The organism is Mesorhizobium sp. YR577, assembly GCF_900116595.1.
GTDB lineage: Bacteria > Pseudomonadota > Alphaproteobacteria > Rhizobiales > Rhizobiaceae > Mesorhizobium_M.
On record NZ_FPBI01000020.1, the window covers coordinates 54697 to 73334 of the forward strand.

17 protein-coding genes are annotated in these 18638 nt (G+C 59.1%); 9 read left to right on the plus strand and 8 right to left on the minus strand.

Features of this window, described 5'->3' with window-relative positions; genetic code table 11:
- The first annotated feature begins 59 nt into the window (after positions 1-59).
- The 6 genes from BM413_RS24625 to BM413_RS24650 all read left to right on the plus strand — a co-directional run bounded on the left by BM413_RS24625 (position 60) and on the right by BM413_RS24650 (position 4715).
- Positions 60-1166 (plus strand): Rieske (2Fe-2S) protein, encoded by a 1107-nt coding sequence (locus BM413_RS24625; RefSeq protein WP_091917499.1) that lies wholly within the window; start codon positions 60-62, stop codon positions 1164-1166.
- A gap of 115 nt (positions 1167-1281) precedes the next feature.
- The gene (locus BM413_RS24630) at positions 1282-1980 is read left to right on the plus strand and encodes a tetratricopeptide repeat protein (protein WP_091917500.1); all 699 of its coding nucleotides are present in this window, start codon (positions 1282-1284) and stop codon (positions 1978-1980) included.
- A 40-nt stretch (positions 1981-2020) separates the two neighbouring features.
- Complete coding sequence (locus BM413_RS24635) at positions 2021-2401, plus strand: hypothetical protein (protein ID WP_175544428.1); 381 nt, start codon at positions 2021-2023, stop codon at positions 2399-2401.
- A gap of 148 nt (positions 2402-2549) precedes the next feature.
- Positions 2550-3701, plus strand: coding sequence for a transporter substrate-binding domain-containing protein (locus BM413_RS24640; protein ID WP_091917501.1), 1152 nt, complete (start codon positions 2550-2552; stop codon positions 3699-3701).
- Positions 3702-3755: 54 nt separating this feature from the next.
- Entirely contained in the window at positions 3756-4307 is a 552-nt protein-coding gene (locus tag BM413_RS24645; protein ID WP_348272934.1) for an ANTAR domain-containing response regulator, read from the plus strand.
- Positions 4308-4394: 87 nt separating this feature from the next.
- Positions 4395-4715 (plus strand): ABC transporter permease family protein, encoded by a 321-nt coding sequence (locus tag BM413_RS24650; RefSeq protein WP_091917538.1) that lies wholly within the window; start codon positions 4395-4397, stop codon positions 4713-4715.
- Positions 4716-5473: 758 nt separating this feature from the next.
- Here the strand turns inward: BM413_RS24650 and BM413_RS24655 are convergent.
- The 8 genes from BM413_RS24655 to BM413_RS24690 form a co-directional block, all read right to left on the minus strand.
- Positions 5474-6781 (minus strand): NAD(P)/FAD-dependent oxidoreductase, encoded by a 1308-nt coding sequence (locus BM413_RS24655; protein ID WP_091917503.1) that lies wholly within the window; start codon positions 6779-6781, stop codon positions 5474-5476.
- Positions 6778-8277, minus strand: a complete 1500-nt coding sequence (locus BM413_RS24660) for a tripartite tricarboxylate transporter permease (RefSeq protein ID WP_091917504.1) — start codon at positions 8275-8277, stop codon at positions 6778-6780. The genes BM413_RS24655 and BM413_RS24660 overlap by 4 nt, the downstream gene beginning before the upstream one ends.
- 10 nt (positions 8278-8287) lie before the next feature.
- Entirely contained in the window at positions 8288-9418 is a 1131-nt protein-coding gene (locus BM413_RS24665; RefSeq protein WP_091917505.1) for a tripartite tricarboxylate transporter TctB family protein, read from the minus strand.
- 1 nt (position 9419) lies between these two features.
- Complete coding sequence (locus BM413_RS24670) at positions 9420-10391, minus strand: Bug family tripartite tricarboxylate transporter substrate binding protein (RefSeq protein WP_091917506.1); 972 nt, start codon at positions 10389-10391, stop codon at positions 9420-9422.
- Positions 10392-10504: 113 nt separating this feature from the next.
- Entirely contained in the window at positions 10505-11284 is a 780-nt protein-coding gene (locus BM413_RS24675; protein ID WP_091917507.1) for an SDR family oxidoreductase, read from the minus strand.
- 12 nt (positions 11285-11296) lie between these two features.
- Positions 11297-12241 (minus strand): 4-hydroxy-tetrahydrodipicolinate synthase family protein, encoded by a 945-nt coding sequence (locus BM413_RS24680; RefSeq protein ID WP_091917508.1) that lies wholly within the window; start codon positions 12239-12241, stop codon positions 11297-11299.
- A 208-nt stretch (positions 12242-12449) separates the two neighbouring features.
- Positions 12450-13133 (minus strand): TetR/AcrR family transcriptional regulator, encoded by a 684-nt coding sequence (locus BM413_RS24685; protein WP_091917539.1) that lies wholly within the window; start codon positions 13131-13133, stop codon positions 12450-12452.
- A gap of 470 nt (positions 13134-13603) precedes the next feature.
- On the minus strand, positions 13604-14656 hold the full coding sequence (locus BM413_RS24690) for a MurR/RpiR family transcriptional regulator (RefSeq protein ID WP_244538013.1): 1053 nt from the start codon (positions 14654-14656) through the stop codon (positions 13604-13606).
- Positions 14657-14667: 11 nt separating this feature from the next.
- On the opposite strand from BM413_RS24690, the gene BM413_RS24695 reads away from it, so the two are divergent.
- The 3 genes from BM413_RS24695 (at position 14668) to BM413_RS24705 (ending at position 18637) form a co-directional block, all read left to right on the plus strand.
- The gene (locus tag BM413_RS24695; protein ID WP_244538014.1) at positions 14668-16014 is read left to right on the plus strand and encodes a M20 family metallopeptidase; all 1347 of its coding nucleotides are present in this window, start codon (positions 14668-14670) and stop codon (positions 16012-16014) included.
- Between the two features lie 65 nt (positions 16015-16079).
- Complete coding sequence (locus BM413_RS24700; protein WP_091917510.1) at positions 16080-17663, plus strand: ABC transporter substrate-binding protein; 1584 nt, start codon at positions 16080-16082, stop codon at positions 17661-17663.
- Positions 17660-18637 carry an ABC transporter permease gene (locus BM413_RS24705; protein WP_091917511.1) on the plus strand — a complete coding sequence of 326 codons (978 nt, stop codon included), beginning with the start codon at positions 17660-17662 and terminating at the stop codon, positions 18635-18637. The genes BM413_RS24700 and BM413_RS24705 overlap by 4 nt, the downstream gene beginning before the upstream one ends.
- Position 18638 lies beyond the last annotated feature (1 nt).

An 18638-nucleotide genomic window follows, 5' to 3' on the forward strand; every position in this document is an offset into this window, starting at 1 on the left:
GCATCGCTGCCCATGAACCCGCGGCGATCACCGCAGAGACGACAACAGGAGGTGGGATTATGGCTCGACGACCCGATCTCGGCTATTTCGCCGACGGCAAGAACCTGCTGGACCCAGCAATTTACGCGCAGGCCACCGCACCCTTCGGCCAGGCCACGAATTTGCCTGTTGCCGCGTACCGCTCGCTCGAATTCGCGCTTCTGGAAGACGAAGCGGTATGGACACGCGATTGGATCGCGATCGGCAAGTCATCGGACATCCCGTCCTCCGGCGACATACTGCCGTTCACGGTCGGCAATCACGGTATTCATGTGCAGCGCATGGCCGATGGCAGCCTCGAGGGACGCTTCAACAATGCCCAGCACGGCGGCTGCCGCTTCGTGCCGGTCCAGTGCCAGGGCGGCACCAAGACCAAGTGCTCGTTCACCTCCTGCGGCTACAGTCGCGACGGCGATGCAATCCGGGCGACGGAGGGTGGCCACGGCGTTCCGGCGATGCACCAGTATCTAGGCCTGCGCCCCGAACGGCTGCTGCGGGTGTCGGTCTCGGAATTGCATGGGATGATCCTGGTCAACGTCGACGGGCCGGACAAATGCCTGCCGCCGGATGCCGGCGTCAATGGCCATATCCGCAGCGCCTTGTCGGACAAGCTCGACCTGACCGGCAAACGGTGGATGGAATTCGACTGCAACTGGAAACTCCTGGCGCAAGTGCTTGCCGCGACGGAGGAGGGGGTCTCGGCCACCCACCACAACGCGATCACGACCCGTCGTACCTTGTCCTCCGGCGAGGTTCTTTCCGCTCTCTGGCTTTTTCCGAATGTCGTCATCGTCTCGGCGGGTTCGGCCGCCTGCCTCATGGTTCTCCAGCAGACGGCGATCGAACGGACACTCTGCCGCGTCTACATCCATGGCACATCGCAATCCGTGCGATCGGACTCGAAGTCCGCGATGCTGCTGGCGGAAGTCTCCGCAGCGGCCGAAAGGGCGGTGTCTGCCCAGAAGGCGCTTTCGCAACCCAACCACCCTCCGGCCGATTTCGACCCACTTCAGCGAGATACCGTCGCCTATTGGGGCCAGGCGATGCTTGTGCGGCGGCTGATGGACCTACCATCTGCGGATCACGCCGCACCGATGTTTCAATCGACCCGGCATTACGCCATCTAGGGGATTTTCGTTCCTCTCTTCTGGTCAACGAAAATCCTCTATCCCTTTGTTATCATGCAGTTCCGGACGAAAAAACCACCGCGCACTTTCCTGGAACCGCTCAAGAGGACTGACTATGAACAACGTTTCCACATTGCATCACCTCCAACCCGATCTCGCCGATGGCGTCCGCTACTATTGCGCAGGCGCGTTCGATGACGCGGTCGCGGTCTTCACGCGTCTTGCCGATCTCGGCAATCCCGAAGCCATGATGTGGCTGGGCTCGTGTCACGCCAACGGCGAAGGGCTGCAGAATTCGCCGGCAGCAGCGTTTGCGCTCTATCTCCAGGCAGCCGAGGCCGGCTTTGTGCAGGCGCAAACCAATGTCGGCGCCATGCTGATTTCGGCGCAGGGATGCGAGCGCGACCTGGAGGCCGGGATTTCCTGGCTGCGCAAGGCCGCCGAACAGGACGATACCGGCGCGCAGTTCAACCTTGCCACCATGCTGTCATCGGGCAAGCATGTGGAGCCCGACCTCGAAGCGGCCGCACACTGGTATCGGCGGGCAGCCGAGGCCGGGCACTATCCTTCGCAGGCCCGGCTCGGCTTCTGTTACCAGCAGGGGCGCGGCGTCGAGAAGAACCGTGTGGAAGCCTGTGTGTGGCTGACACTGGCGGCGCAGCACGGTGTCGGAACGGCGCTGTCGGCGCTCGATCGCGTGTACAGCGAAATGTCTGCCGAGGAGAAGAACCAGGCGGCGGGCCGGCTGCGCGAATGGCGGTTCAAAGCGGTGCCTCTTTCCAGCCAGGCGGTTTTGACCGCCGTCAGTCACTGATTCCGGAAACGCCACCAGCGGAGCGGGCAGGATGAACGCAATGGCAGGTTACAGCGTACAGCAGATCAAGTTCGAACTCTTGAGCTATCTCAAGGAATTCGGCGGCAAGGGTTCGGACTGGACGATCGGCTGCATGCAAGGCCCGCCTGACGGTGGAGAACTCGCGGCCTCCAACAACCCCGAAGGTGTGATCTGGATCTGCAAGCCTGCATTGTCGGCACGCGCGGCGCGGCTGGTTTGGGATCACATGGTATCGCGCCACCGGTTGCATGTGTTGCCGGAGCAGAGCGCAGTGGAAGACGGAAGCTGGGTCCTGATGTTCCGCAGGATAATCGACACCAGTGACAGTGACGGCCGGCGCCTTTTCGAGATGAAGCGCAGTCGAGAAAAACAGGTTGCAACGCGCGACCAATTGTCGTGAATGTTGATAGACAGGTCTTCAATATGTTGTTTTGTGAACTGGCCCCTCTGGCGACCTGTTCCCGAGGGCGTATGGGCCGCGCCGCCTTCGATGATCCGTGGAACTTTCCCGTCGAATGCGCCGGTTGCAAGGGGTGGGCAGTATCTGAATGAACAATCCCGATTGGCGAATTGGCATCCTTTTCTCGGAGACTGGCGCGACAGCCGCCATCGAGCAGACGATGATAAACGGCAGTATGTTGGCGATAGAGGAAATCAATAGCGCTGGGGGTGTTCTCGGCCGCCCCTTGAAGGCGGTCGCCTACGATCCGCAATCGCAGGCGAAGAAATATCGCGAGTTCGCGGCCCGGATGCTGGTCGAGGATCAGGTCAAAATCATCTTCGGTGCCTATATGTCCTCGTGCCGCAAAGCCGTGCTGCCGGAAATCGAGGCCCATCGCGGCCTGTTCTTCTACCCGACCTTCTACGAGGGGTTCGAGTTTTCACCGCGCTGCTTCTACACCGGCGCGGCGCCAAACCAGGGCGCGCTGCAACTGGCCAGCTACATGATGGAGAATTTCGGCTCCAATTTCGTGCTGATCGGCTCGAACTACGTTTATCCTTACGAATACAACCGCGTAGTCACCGATTTCGTTGTGCAGTCGAAGGGAAAGATCCTCGACGAGCTCTATGTGCCGGTCGAGGCCAAGCCCGAGGATTTCACGCGATTCATCCAGCGACTCCAGAAGCTGAAGCCGGATGTCATCGTCTCCAGCGTGGTGGGCATCGGCGTCAACTATCTCTACAAAGCCTATGCCGAGGCCGGTTTCGACCCGAAGACAATGCCTATCGCGGCGGCGGCGACCAGCGAGGCCGATGTCGTCTCCATGGCGCCGGGGACGGCTGCCGGGCATTTCACGTCCACGGTTTTCTTCGAGACCCTGCAGACGCCGGCGGCTCGCCGGTTCGTCGCGGCCTACAAGGCGCGCTTCGGGGCGTCGGCACCTGTCACCGCATGTGCGGAAGCCGCCTATTTCGAGATCCTGATGTATGCGAAAGCGCTCGAGATCGCCGGCACGGACAATCCTGATGCCATCATCGAAACCCTCAAGGGCATGGAATTCGAGGCGCCGCAGGGGCGCATCCGCATCGATCCAACCACCCACCACACGGAACTGTGGCCGAGGCTGGGCAAGATCAACATGGACCATCAGTTCGAAATCGTCTGGGAATCCGACGCCCGCGTCAAACCCGATCCGTATTTCGTTGCGCCGACATTCGACGACTGGTCGAAGCTCGCCCTACAACATCGCAAAATGTGAGGCGGTCCGTTGTCGGTTCAATTGCTTCGTAACTTGAAGGGTCTGCGGATTCAGGTGTTTCATGCACCTGATAGCGACGGCAAGGCGCTGGTCGACCACCTGCATCGCATCGGCTGCAATTGCGAGACGACGTGGCCGCTGCCCGACGCCATCAGCCCGAATGCCGATGTCGTGCTGATTTCCATCGAACCGGAACACCGCCAGAAAATCCTGAAGCTGTTCAACGAGGCCCAGCAGATTTCCTCAACCCTCATCGCGGTCGCCTCCTACGAGGATCCCGGCACATTGCAGATCATTCTCGAATGCGGTGCATTGGCGATCATCGAGCGGCCCATCCGCCCGTTCGGCCTGCTGACCAACCTTACGATCGCCAGATCGCTCTGGATGGAACGGCAGGATTTCCGCAAGCGCATCCGCAAGCTGGAGCGCAAGCTCGCCGGCAATAACCGGATCATCAAGGCCAAGAACATCCTGATGGAGACCCAGAAGCTCGACGAACAGGAGGCCTATGAGAATATTAGGCGCCAGGCGATGGCCAAGCGCATCTCCATGGATGACCTCGCCGTTTCGATCATAAATGCTTACGAACTGCTGACTTCGCGCTGACGACTTAGCGACCTGTCGCAAGTGATCGCGTCCCAGCAGTGGCAGGTCCATAGATGCCGATGATGAGATGAAGGGTTGAAGATAAGCGTGGCGAATTCTGCTCGACAACCTGTTTTTATCACAGATTGGCGCGAGCAAAATAAGACGTTGTTCTCTGCCCTTCAGATTGAGAGAAACGTTATGGTTATGCTGTTTTCCCTAATTGTTATGGTTGCGGCTCTCTGGCTATCCGGCACATCGGGTGCCAACTCAGAACTGCTTTTCTTCAGTCAGCTCCCAGCGCGTCTGGATGTGGGCGAGACCATCACGGTTATTGTCATGTCGCTGGTGATATCGGTGATAGCGCCGCTCGTTCCGGCATGGCGTGCCGCCAACTTGGATCCAATCGAAGCGTTGTGGTACGAATGAGGTCGATAGTTCTGAGTGTCGCCTCATTCGCTTGGACGCCCACGATGTGCGATGCTCCAGCATCACTATGGCTGTGTTCCATGCGACGATAGGTATAATTCTGTTTGCGGTGCTAACTCTGGCGGCATCTATATCTTCCGAGCCTATTTCCATTCGCTTGCGGCTCCATCTAGGAGGGCCAGGAGGGGAACCGCGTAGGAGTAGTTCTCCGCTTCGTCGTTCTCGGCCCGCCAAGTGAGATCCGAGCAGGCGAGACCGAATGGCCGCTATCGGCGAGCACAGAACTATGCTTTTCGAATGGCGGCCACTTTGCCCGACCCTGATCCGGCTAAATTAAGGGCTTCAGCAACGTCACATGCTTCCGCCACTATTCAATTTCCAGAATGCCGGTTTCGTGGGACCGGATTCTTTTATTCTGGTTGGGAATCAAAATGGTAAGAGCGATTTACCCGCTGTCCCGCGAAAGTGGTTGCGGAGGCCGACTTCAAATCTCCACTGTTAGCAAGTGTCGGTTTCGGTAAAATCCAGCCCCCGCAACCACTTCCAGCATAAATCAATCGCCGTCCCGATCTAAACACCGGGGCGGCGTTTTGTCGTTATGGCTCCTCGTGGGTTTTACTGCATCTGTCGGACCTTATGTGGTCCATCGATTTCGATAATCCGACCAAATCTCGCTCTGCGCTGGCATAGCCATAGGACGGCGATTGGCGCGAGTCTGCCGCTCACTGGTAAGACCGTATGCCCGCCTCTCCGGTGAATTATTGTTTTCCAGAAGCAATATACGGAAATGCTTTCTTGCCTCCGTTTCTAAACCGGGAGGCTGAGAGACTGTCCGTCATGGCTGCGGTCGGTCGACCAGCGAGCAGGTCGGCGACAATGCGCCCGGTAACGGGACCGGTCGCCAAGCCGACATGGCCATGACCGAAGGCGTAGACAATGTCAGCTGTCTGCCTCGAGCGACCGATGACTGGCAGCCCGTCGGGCGTCGACGGGCGATGCCCCATCCAGCGGTCTACCCGGCTTTCGTCAAACGGAATGGAGAGCGCGGAATAGGTTCGCTGTGCGTGCTGCAGCAGAATCTTCGCGCGGGCCCAGTCAGGCTCTTCGCCCGTGCCTGCAAGCTCGACTTGACCCGCAATCCGTAAACCGGCAAGAGTGGGATTATTGCCCATCTTGCCGTCGACGGGCATCAACGGCATTTCGCCCTTGGCAATGCTGTCGGGCACTACGACATGATAGCCACGTTCACTTTCGAGTGGAACATTGTCTCCGGCCATGGCTGCTAATGCTTTGGAATAGATTCCAGCCGCGATGATTGCTCTGTCGCAAGCAATGCTACCGGCCTCAGTTCGAACAGCACTCAGCTTCTGCCCTGCCATCTCGAAGCCCGTCGCCTTTGCAGCCACCAGCTTAGCGCCAAGCTTAACCGCATGCGCGACGATAGAAGCAACGTAGCCGCCGGGATCGATACAGTGGCCGCCTTTTTCCACAAGCACCGCAAAAGAATAATGTTCAGCTAGGCCGGGCTCGAGCTCGTGCAGTTTGGCCGACGACAGCTCGCTGAAACCGACGCCGTTCCGGCGCCGCAGTTCCCATGCGAATGCTTCAGCCTTGAAGGCTTTGCGATCGGGATAGACGTAAATCAGCCCCTTGCGCAGGATCAGGTCGGATCGACCAATCTCACTTGCCAGCTTTTCGTGCCTGTCCGGCGCATCGTGAAGCAGACTAGAAAGAATGCTGGCGGTGCGCTCGGCCCTGGTAACGGTGGCACCTGCCGCTATAAAATGGAAAAGCCACGGCGCGAGGCGGATAATATGTCGCCAGCGGATCGCCAGCGGACCGGTCGGGTCGGCAATCATGCCCGGCACCTTCTTCCACAAGCCTGGCATGGACATGGGAATGATCGATGCGGGGCTGAGCCACCCGCTGTTGCCATAGCTGGCGGCCTGCCGCCCGCCTGGCTGACCTGACTCGACGATTGTGACGCTATGGCCGTCCTTTAGAAGCTCGACCGCCGTTGCCGCTCCGACAATACCGGCACCAATGATCACGACATGGCTTGTCATTCCTGGAACGCCTCCTGACGGACCGAGCCAAATCTAGGAAGGACCATGAGTATGAGCACGACGGCGGCCGCCACGAGAAGGCCAGCCGAAATCGGCCTGTCGACGAATACCGTGAGGCTTCCGCGCGACAGGAACATCGCTCGACGGAAGTTTTCCTCGAGCATCGGGCCGAGGATCAAACCCATGACCAGCGGAGCTGCATCGCAGCCGAGTTTGGCGAACACATAACCGAGCGTGCCGAAGATCGCGAGCAGCCAGAGGTCGAAGACCGAATTCCCGAGCGAGAGCACGCCGATTGCGCAAAAGACGATGATGGCCGGGTAAAGGTAATTGAAGGGCAGGGTGAGCAGCTTGGTCCAGATGCCAATCAACGGCAGATTCAACACCAGCAGCATGATATTACCAACCCACATCGAGACGATCACGCCCCAGAAGATTTGCGGATGGTCGCTGATCAGCGTCGGTCCGGGCGCAACCCCCTGCATGATCAATGCGCCAAACATCAGCGCCATCACGGCATTGGCAGGAAGTCCCAGCGTAAGCAGTGGCACGAACGAAGTCTGCGCGCCGGCATTGTTGGCGCTTTCCGGCGCCGCCACACCTTCGATCGCACCCTCGCCGAAGCCTTCCGGCGGTTTTGCCACCCGTTTTTCGACTGCATAGGCTGCGAAGGCCGCGAGCAATGCCCCGCTGCCCGGCAATAAACCGAGGACAGAACCGATGCCGGTTCCACGCAGGATCGGTGCCGCCATGCGGCGCCAATCGTCACGGCTCGGCAGCATCGAGAAGAAAGGTGCCTTGATAGCCGTACGGCTGCCTGGATTCTCCAGATCCCGTACCAGTTCCCCGATGCCGAAAAGGCCCATGGCGACAATCACGAAATTAACGCCGCTCGACAGCTCATCATAGCCGAGCATGAAGCGTGGTGCGGCCGTCTGTACGTCCTGACCGATCAACCCGATAAGGATGCCGATGAAGACCATTGCCAGCGCCTTGGGCAGAGATCCGCGTGCGAGCACGATGGAGGCGATCAGACCGAGGATCATCAACGAAAAATATTCTGCCGGGCCGAAGAGAAGGCCGAATTCTGCAAGCGTTGGCGCGAAGAGTGCAAGCAGCAGCGTCGCTACCGTGCCGGCGAAGAAGGAACCGATCGCCGCGGTCGCCAGCGCCACGCCGGCCCTACCTTTGCGAGCCATCTTGTAGCCGTCGATTGCCGTCACGACGGACGAAGCTTCGCCCGGCAGGTTGAGCAGGATAGCGGTGGTCGAACCGCCGTATTGCGCGCCGTAGTATATGCCGGCGAGCATGATCAAAGATGTGACAGGCTCTAGCCCGATGGTAAAGGGCAGAAGGATGGACATCGTCGCTGCGGGGCCAAGGCCTGGTAGCACGCCAACCAGCGTGCCGAGCAAGGTGCCCACGAAACACCAGAGCAAGTTGTTAGGCATGGTTGCCTGATCGAGGCCGAGAAGCAGAGCGTGAACCGTTTCCATAGGTCTCTCCTCAGAAGCCAAACCAAGGGCCGATGACGGGGACTGGCATGCCCAGACCCTTCACGAAGGCAACACTGCAAAGCGCGCCAAGAAACAGGCCGTAGAGTGCCATCTGGAGCGGCCGGAACGGACGTGATGCGGATGCCGCCGTCAGGCTGCACAATGCGACGGAAACCAATAACCCGGCACCACGCACCGTAACCCCGAAGACGATTATGGAAAGGACTATGACGCCGAGCTTGGAGGGGTGGAAATGCACAGCCTCGCGCGAGGCCGTGGCACGGAACGACTGAAAAAAGACGATCATTCCCGTAGCGATGAGGCCGATCGCCACCACGGCTGGAAAGCCTGCTGGCCCGATCTTACGAAACGTGCCGAAGGGTAGCTCGAAACTGCCGAGTAAAAAGGCGCCACCTGTCAATATAAACAGGGATCCGGCAAGCGTTTCGGCATTCAAGCGCTGAGACATAGTTTCACCCCGGTTTTTCGACTGGATTCGTTTGGTCCGATTTGGTGAGTCCGCGGCTACGATCATCGGCCGATAGACGCGAACCGCAGGTGCCGTTCCCTCGAACCGTTTGATATCCACCAGGCAAGCGTTGGGCTCGGCCCCTGTGCCAGGTGGGATGTGCCATGATCCGGCGTAAGCTACGCTTGGCATCGCGACTTCTGTGATCGCAGCGATGGCAAGGTACGCCCCACGCGGGCTTGTGATCTCGACCGCGTCGCCTTCGGCGATACCACGCTCAACCGCATCCTCGGGGCGCATTCGATCTGGCCGGCGTCCTTGGGCCTTCGTAAGGCGAGATGGAGCGGCACGATCCCACTGACTGTGCAGCTTCTCGGCGCGGCTGGCCGGAGAGAATTGCAGCGGAAAACTTTCCGCCGGAGATGTGCCAAGGCATTCGCGCGGAGTGAGCCGGGCCGGATAGCCGAAGCCCGCCGCCACTTCGGAAGCGAGCTCAACGCGGCCGGACGGCGTGCTCGGCGGAGAAGTGAGCAGAATGGCGCGGAACGGTTCCAGCTGATCCCGCTTGTTGTCGTGCTCATAAACGCCCCAATGGGTACCGACGAACCGCGACCGGTGCGAAGGCTCCGGGCTCTCCGAGAGATTGTCGAAAGTGTCCGGAGCCTCGTTCATTTCATTCGACCTTAATACCCGCAGTATCGACGATCTTCTTGTACCGGGCGGTTTCGTCGACCATGAAGGTCTTGAGGTCGGCGCTGTTCTTGTACATCGGTTCGAAGCCAAAGACCGTCAGCTTTTCCTTGAATTTATCGGAAGTGACCACTTTCGAGACGGCTTCATCCAGATAGGCGGCGGCCTTGGGATCAAGGTTCTTCGGACCCCAGACGCCGTACCAGGACAGCATCTCCAGCGGCCGCATGCCGCTTTCCTCGACGGTTGGGATTTCCGGCGCAAGTGGCGAACGCTTGAGACTCGTCACCGCAAGCGGCTTCAGGCGACCTGCCTTGACGTGGGGTAGGGAAGACAGCATCGGGTCGGCCATGAGCTGAATCTGGCCACCGATCATGTCGGTGAGCGCCGGGCCGGCACCCTTGTAGGTTACGACGTCAATATCGATGCCTGCCTCCTCTTTGAGCGCCTCGATTGCCAGATGGCCGGCAGATCCGTAGCCCGAAGTAGCGAAATTGAAGCTGTCAGGATCAGCTTTCACTTCAGCGAAAAAGCCCTTGAGCGTGTTGGCCTTGATCGAGGGGTTGGTGACGACCAGCAACGGACCCGCAGCGATACCGGCGATATGCGTGAAGTCGTTCTGGACATCGAACGGCACGTTCTTGTTGATCAGTGGCGTTACGACATGGATCGAGGCATTTAGCAGAAGGGTGTATCCGTCAGGAGCGGCCTTCACGACGTCGGAAGAGCCGACAATGCCGCCGGCTCCACCTGCCCGGTTATCAACCACGAAGGTCTTGCCTGTCGTTTCGGAAAGCTCGGTCGCCAGTACGCGTGCGACACCGTCTACCGCGCCGCCCGGCGGATAAGGCACAATGATACTCACGGCACGGGCGGGAAATTCCTGCGCGGCAGCTATGCCTACCGATGAAACCGCGATGATAGCGGCAAGCAACAATGATCCGACGCTTTTCATGACTGGATGGCTCCTTTAAATTTCAGGGTTCAGGTATGCATTCGCTGCACGTCTGAGCATCGGCGATTTACGCGGCGGCTGCTGGACGCCGTAGTTCGAACCGTACCGGAAACTCAAAAGGTTCCAGGATACTGACCACCATCGATCAGCAGGTTCTGAGCAGTGACGAAGCCGGCCTTCGATGAACACAGGAATGCGATATAAGCACCGACCTCATCCGGTTCGCCATAGCGTCCAGCGGGGTTCTGCGCCGCGCGCTCTCGCCAGATATCATCGAAGGAGCGGCCGCTCTGCTGTGCCAGAACCTCTACATGCTGACGCTGACCGTCCGAAGCGATAATGCCCGGCAGCACGTTGTTGATCGTGACGTTGCGGCTAATGGTTTGGCGAGCAAGTCCGGCGACGAAGCCGACGAGGCCCGACCGCGCCGCGTTTGACATGCCGAGTTCGACCTGGGCGATCTTGACGCTGCGAGAGACGATGTTGACGACACGCCCAAAGCCGCGATCCATCATTCCGTCCAGGGTCAGACGCATCATGTCGATCGGCGTCAGCATCATGCGGTCGATGCCGCGCAGCCAGTCATCGCGACTCCAGTCGCGGAAATCGCCCGGAAGCTCACCATCGGCATTGTTGACCAGGATGTCGGGTGTCGGGCAGGCAGCAAGAGCCGCCTGCCTGCCTTCCGGTGTCGTAATGTCGCCGGCGACCGCAGTGACACGCACGCCGGTCAACTCGCGTATTTCAGCTGCCGTCGCCTCGAGCGTTTCCGGCGTGCGGGCGAGGATGGTCAGCTCGACGTTCTCGCGTGCAAGGGTGAGCGCCGCCGCCTTGCCCATGCCTCGGCTCGCACCTGTGACAAGCGCCTTTCTGCCGGATATACCGAGATCCATCTCTGTGCCTCCTCAGGCCGCGATAGCGGACTGGTTGATCTTCCAGCCGTAGATCTTGTCCAGACCGAGTTCCTGCACGATGCGGATGCCGCGGGCTAGAGCTTCGCCTTCGAGACCGGTCAGTGGGCGGCGCAGTTTGCCGGCCGGTAGGCCGACAGCCTTCATCAGCGACTTCACCGCGACCGGGTTGATGGCCGAATAGTTGAAGTGCAGGAGCGGCAGGAGATGCAGATAGGTATCGCGGAAGCCCTCGGCCTCGGTATAGCTCGTCCATGGGCGCGACATGACAGCGACTTCGGCCGGGGCGATATTGCCGCTCATGTTTGCAGTGCCGTGACCGCCAAGGCTCATGGTTGGCACGACGAGGCCGAGATTGGGGCTGTCACAGCACATGACCGAGACGTCGGGACGTGCGGCGAGAACCTGCGCAACCTGACCTACTCGTGCGGTGGATTCCTTATGGATCACGTAGTTCGGGTGCTTGAAGATGCGCAGCAGATGATCCCAGTGCAGGTCACTCTTCACCCGCGGTGGGTTGTTGTAGAGGCCGAGCGGCAAATCGGTAGCGTCGGCGATATCGAGGAAGTAACGCTCGATGTCGGCTTCCGGTGCACAGATGTAAGCCGGAGCTGCGAGGATCGCGCCATCGGCACCATTGTCCCTGGCGAACTTCACGTTGTCGATCGTGACGTCGGTATTGTTACCGGTGCAGCCATAGAAAATCGGCATATTTTTCGACTTCATCTTCGCCGTTTCGACGATGATCTTCTGCTTCTCCTCTTGGGAGAGCATGGAGACCTCACCGGTCGAGCCCATGATGAGCACTGCTGCGGTGCCATTTGCCTCGTGGAATTGCAGAAGTTCGCGGAAGGCACCGATGTCCACGCCGCCGGAGCGATCGAAAGGCGTAATGAGAGCGACGAAGGATCCTGTGATCTTTCTGGCTGCTGCGGACATTTTGACTGCTCCGTTTTGAAAGTAAACAATGTTTCAAACATAGTTTCAATCAAGGCACAGTCAACGACTATAATCAGTCAAATTGCTCCGAATAAAAGCACGGGTTGCCCAATATCACGGCAAAATTGAAAGAGCCTACCTTCCATGCCCGTCGATGTATTTATCCGCGGAGTGATACGCTTCTGGCGTCATCACAACTCGAATGCATCTACGGCATCGCCGGAGCCATGAAGCCTGCGGAAACGAAGGCCACCAGCTGGGTGATAATCTGTTCGTCGTCGTCGGTGTCGCAAAGGCCGCCCGAAAGCTGCTTGAGTCTGAAGGTGGCGTGATCGGAATCGATCAGCACCTGCATCACAGCTCCGATGGCAAAATTGTAACGCCAAAAAATATCCCGGCGATCGAGCCATGGAGCAGTTCTTTCGAACGCGTCGATGAAGCGGAACACGGCCGGGTCCACGCGCCGCACGAAGAAGCGTGTCGTAATTTCCCGAGGACGCGAGCGAATCTGTTGTATGAGGCGGGTGAGTGGCCGGGCGCCGTTTGCGTCACGGCTGAACTGCACCATGGGACGCACAAGCGCCTCCGCCACATCCTGCAGCGACGGCAACCCCTGCTGCGCTGTGGCCTCGCACGCTTCGAGTGCGGCGATGCGGGCATTCGTGTAAGGCTCCATCATGATGTTCAGCACTTCGCTGATCAGTTCGTCCTTGGAGCCGAAATAGTAGTTGATGGCAGCGACGTTGACGTCGGCGCGTAGTGTGATTTCGCGCACGGTGGCCAAGTCAAAACCCTGTTCAATGAAAACCTCGCGAGCTGCGGCGATGATCCGCTCGCGCGGTTCCACCGAAGAGCTTTCCGCCAGCGTCACGCCCTGTACTTTTTTGGTCATCTTCGTCAAACCACGGATACTCGGAATCGGAACTGCCTGTCATAATGTCGGCCATATAGCATGTCGCGAACAAGCGTTGCGACGGCGATGTTTCACTTCAAGCAAACCTGGATTCTTAATCAGCTTCTCGCGCTTCAATGCTCCTGCGATTTGACGGTCTGATTTGCATCGGGAAGTCGTCCCCTTAGGTTATCACGATTGGCATCTTGCAACTCTTTTCCGCGATTTTGCGCGGAAACGTCGTAAAACTATGCTTTGGCTAGGGCTTGCGCTCCTCGATAGGTATCACCTCTCTCGAGCAGCGCCCAGATGATACGAGTAATCCTGTTGGCCTGTGCGAAAGCGACAATCTTGACCGGGCGACGCTCCGCTGTTGGTGCAAGGCTCTCACAGGTTCTTTATGGGAACCGGGCGGGGAATTTTCAGCAGGAACCAATGGGTCGACCGCCAAGATTGAGCGGCAAAGCGTCTCAGCCGCTTTCGGTGACGTCGTTTGTCCGGCGCACTTCCTCGATGCGTGAGATCCGTGAGCGCAGGCGCGGACCATACAGCGCGACTATCTGTGCAACGAGTGCCTCGGTCTGCGCCAAGGCAGGCACCATTGTGTCGTAGGGGGACTGCACTTCAACAGGGCTTATCAATGTAACATCGGCATGAATAGCGGCCGGCGACTGCCAGCGATCGGTGAACAGCACCACCCCGACAGTGGCGGCGGCGGCCTGGCTTATGAAATCGACCACGTCGCGCTGATAGCGACGGTAGTCGAAGCAGATCAACACATCACGGCGCCCGAGATCGACAAGCCGGTCAAAATCTGCGCGCTTCGGCAGACCCAAATTGGTGACACCGGGGCGGAACTGCTCCAGATGCCCTGCGAGAATGCCTGCGATGAAGCCGCTGAAACGCCCCCCCACCAGCACCACACTGCGAGCTTCCATGATCATGCGCACGGCGCGATCGAAGCTGCTTTGCGGCGTCGTAGTCCGTGTTGCCAGAAGTGCGGCCGAAGCCGAAACTACATAGGCCTGCATCGGGCTGTCGCTCGCTGCCGGCGCGTTGCTGCCCATCATCAGAAGAGGAGAGCGCAACCGTTCCTCGACCTCGTCCAGGAGACTTGCCTGGAATGCGGGGAACCCCTCGAAGCCCAGCTTCACGACGAGGCGATTGACGGTCGGGTCGGATACACCGGCGCGTTTTGCCAAGCTTGCCGCGGTGGTTAATCCCGAACCTGGATAGTCATTCAGAAGAATCTGAACGACACGCTCTTCCGACGGCGTGAACGCAACGTGCCCGCTGGTAAGGAATTCGCGTATCTGCATAGGGGTCGTTTTTGGCGAAGATATGGTGGTCTGGGGCATATCGAGTCCTGGTGAAATGCCGGTTCGTAGGCCGGATGAACGCTGGGGCAGGATTGTACGATAATAGATATTTGTCCAGAAATTTTCATTTTCTGAAATGATATTGACACTATTAAGCAAACGATCATAGTGCACTCGAGGACGGCTGGCGCCGTCCTTTTTCAAGGAGTTTGCCCGTGTCTGCAGAGCCGCAGGATGCTATTGCCCGAGTGTGGGCGGCGCTGGACGCCGAGCCCGACTGGACTGTCAGCCTTGCGTCGAAAATGGTGCGGATTCCTTCGGTCAATCCAAAGTTTCCGACCGGCAATGGCGGCGCAGACATCGAGGGACGCGAAGCCGAAGTTCAGGATCTGCTGCAGGCTGAACTTGAGGTCATGGGACTGGTTACACGACGTTGGGACGCGCTTCCGGGTCGCCCCAACCTTGTCGCCAAAACGGAAGATGGCGGCGACGACGCGAAATCGCTGATCTTGTGCGGGCATATCGACGTGGTGCCTGTCGGCGACATTTCCGCGTGGTCCTGGCCCCCATTTTCCGGAGAGATCCGCGACGGCCGCTTGCTGGGGCGCGGGTCTCAGGACATGAAGGCCGGCCTAGCCTGTTGCGTTGGCGCAATTCGGGCGATCAGCAAGACAGGGCTCAAGCTCGACGGTCTGCTTGCCCTGCATTCGGTGGTGGACGAAGAGGCTGGTGGTTTCGGCGCCCGCTCGGCCGTAGCGGAGGGTGAACATGCTGCGGCGGTAATTGTCGCCGAGCCCGGCCAGGGCGAGATATTCCTGTGCCAGGGCGGGCTTGAATGGCTGCGAGTGACAATCCGCGGACGCCAAGGTCATTCGGCCTATCGCTACACCGGTTATTGGCCGCAACCACATTCGGCAAGAACGGGCAACGAACCGGTCAGCGCCGCCGATATTGCCACGCGTTTCTTGTTGGCGCTGCGAGACTACGAGGCCGGCGTTGCGCGGTCGAAGTCGCATCCGTTGATGCCTGCCGGCGTGAATCATTTTGGTGTCGGCGTCGTCCAGATCGGCGCTGGCATGGGCCCAGATGGTCTGCCGCAAATTCTCAGCAATCCGGGCATCGTGCCCGATGTCGCCGCGATCGACATCGACATGAAGTTTCTGCCCCACGAAAAGACGGCCGAAGTACGGGCGGATTTCGAGGCGTTCGTTGCCGGCTTCTGCGCGTCCGACCCGTGGTTGCGTGAGAACCCGATCACCGTGCAGTGGGACCTTTATGGCCTTCACTTTCCTCCGATGAACACATCGCCGGATCACCCGATCGTCGGATCGATCCGATCGGCTAGAGAGCGGCTTGGTCACAACGAGACGATCCTGCGGGGTTCGATAGGCGTGACAGACGGCGCGCACTACGCCGCGGCCGGAATGCGGGCACTGCGCTATGGGCCTGCAGGAGCAAATCAGCATGGCGCGGATGAATGGGCAGATGTGGCCTCCATCCGCGAAACGACAAAGGTTTTAGCCGCCGCCATCATCGATTGGTGCGGCCTGAGAAACGACTGAATCCAATATCCGTGGGTAAGAGGACGCAGATTTCCAACCCGCCAACCGACAGAGGACTAAGATATATGGCATTTTCCCTGCGCGCCGGTCTCGTGGCGTTGATGATGGCTGGAACGGCACTGCCGGCGCTGGCAGAAACACTGAACTGGGCGAGGGCGTCCGATGTGCAGACGCTCGACCCCCACGCCTATAATGAAGGTATCACGCATACCTTCAACCACCAGATCTATGAGCCGCTGGTGGCACGCTCCGACATCGGAGAATTGACACCCGTTCTGGCCGTGTCGTGGGAAAACCTGAAGGATCAGCCGAGCATCTGGGAATTCAAGCTGCGTGACGGTGTAACCTTCCACGATGGCACGGCATTCGAAGCCGACGACGTCGTGTTTTCCATCGAACGCGCGATGACCGACACGTCGAACGTGCGCTCGCTGCTTTCGTCCATCGATCGCGTGGAAGCGGTCGATCCACTTACGGTGCGCATTCATACGCAAGGTGTGAACCCGCTTCTCGTCAACAGCATGATCAATATTTTCATGATGAACCGCGAGTGGTCGCAGGCGAACAACGCCACCAAGCCGCAGGACTTCAAGGCAGGCGGGGAAAGCTTCGCCGCCACGCATGAAAACGGTACGGGCGCCTACAAGCTTGTTATCCGCGTTCCCGATAGCCGCACCGAACTGGCGGCATATGACGGCTACTGGGGAAAGGGCGAGTTCCCGCTTGATATCGACCGCATCGTCTACACGCCGATCCAGTCGCCGGCCACGCGCGTCGCAGCTCTGTTGTCGGGTGAAGTCAACTTCCTGCAGGACGTGCCGGCACAGGACATCTCCCGTCTTGAGCAGGCGCCGGGCCTGAAGGTTGTTCGCGGTCCCGAGAACCGCACGATATTCTTTGGCCTCAATGTGGGTGCTGAAAAACTGGAGTTCGGCCAGGCCAAGGGTAACCCCTTTGCCGACAAGCGCGTTCGCCATGCCATGAACATGTCGATCGATCGCGAGGCCATCAAGCGCGTGGTCATGCGTGGCGAATCCATCCCGCTGGGAACCATCGCCCCTCCTTTCATTAACGGCTACACGGAAGAGATAGGCAAGGTGCCTGCTGTCGATCTGGACGCGGCGAAGGCGCTGATGGCGGAGGCTGGATACGGCGATGGCTTTACCGTGACCCTGCACTGCACCAATGATGCTTTCATCAATGAAGAGGCGATCTGCCAGGCAGTTGTCGGAATGCTTGGCAGAATCGGCATCGACGTGAAGCTGGACGTGCAGCCCGGCGGTGTTCAGTTCCCTGCCATCGCCAATGGCAAGACGGATTTCTACATCATGGGCTGGGGCGTTTCGACGTTCGACAGCCAATACCTGTTCGACAATCTCGTGCATTCACGCTCGAATGGCCGCGGCGCGTGGTCGTCGGTCAACTACGTCAATCCGGAGATCGATGCGAAGATCGAGTCCCTGGCGGCGGAGCCGGATATCGAGAAGCGAAATGCGACAATTGCCGAAATCTGGAATGCGGTTCAGGAAGAGACCTTCTATCTGCCGATCCACAATCAGATGCTGGCCCGCGCAAGCGCGGAAAAGCTCGGTATCACCGCCAATCTGGGCAACCAGATCTTCGTCAAGAACGTGACCGTGGCAAAATGATCCTCTTCCTGCTGCGCCGGCTGGGGCAGACGGTCCCCGTAATGCTGGTGACTGCATTCCTCTCTTTTGCTGCGTTCCGCTTTATCGGCGACCCGGTCCAGAACATGCTGGGCCAGGACGCCACGGCGGCCGACCGTGCGCAGCTGGAAGCTGTGCTCGGTCTGGATCAGCCGTTTCCGGTGCAGTTCGCGCGGTTCGTCTGGTCGGCGGTGCAGGGCGATTTCGGCATATCGACTCGGATAGGGCAACCGGTTCTCCAACTGATCGTGGAGCGCCTGCCTGCAACGCTGGAGCTGGCGCTGCTTTCCTTCGTGCTGGCAATGGCGGCAGGCCTCTTCCTCGGTGTAACGACGGCCCTCAATCCTCGCTCGCGTATGACGAAAGCGGTGATGGCCGGGTCGCTCATAGGAGTATCGCTTCCCAACTTCCTGATCGGCATCGGGTTGATCTACGTGTTTTCCGTGCAGCTCGGCTGGCTGCCCGCCTTCGGACGGGGTGAAACGGTAAAACTGGGGTGGTGGACGACAGGACTTTTGACCGTCTCAGGCTGGAAGGCGATCATCCTGCCCACGCTGTCTCTTATGTTGTTCCAGGTGGCCCTTATCTTGCGGCTTGTTCGTGCCGAAATGGGGGAGGTGCTTGCCTCCGATCACATCCGGTTCGCGCGCGCTCGCGGGCTGTCCGACAGATTGATCAATTTCCGTTACGCGTTGAAGAACACTATGGTGCCGGTGATCACCGTTTCCGGTCTTCAGCTGGGCACTGTCATCGCCTTTGCGGTGGTGACGGAGACCGTGTTCCAATGGCCGGGTGTGGGCCTGCTGTTCATCAATTCCGTAAATTTCTCCGATGTCCCGATCATGGCGACATATCTGCTTCTGGTGTCCGTAATCTTCGTCATGATCAACCTGATCGTCGATTGCCTTTATTATCTTTTCGATCCGCGGCTGCGCGCGGGCGCGGCAGGCCACTGAC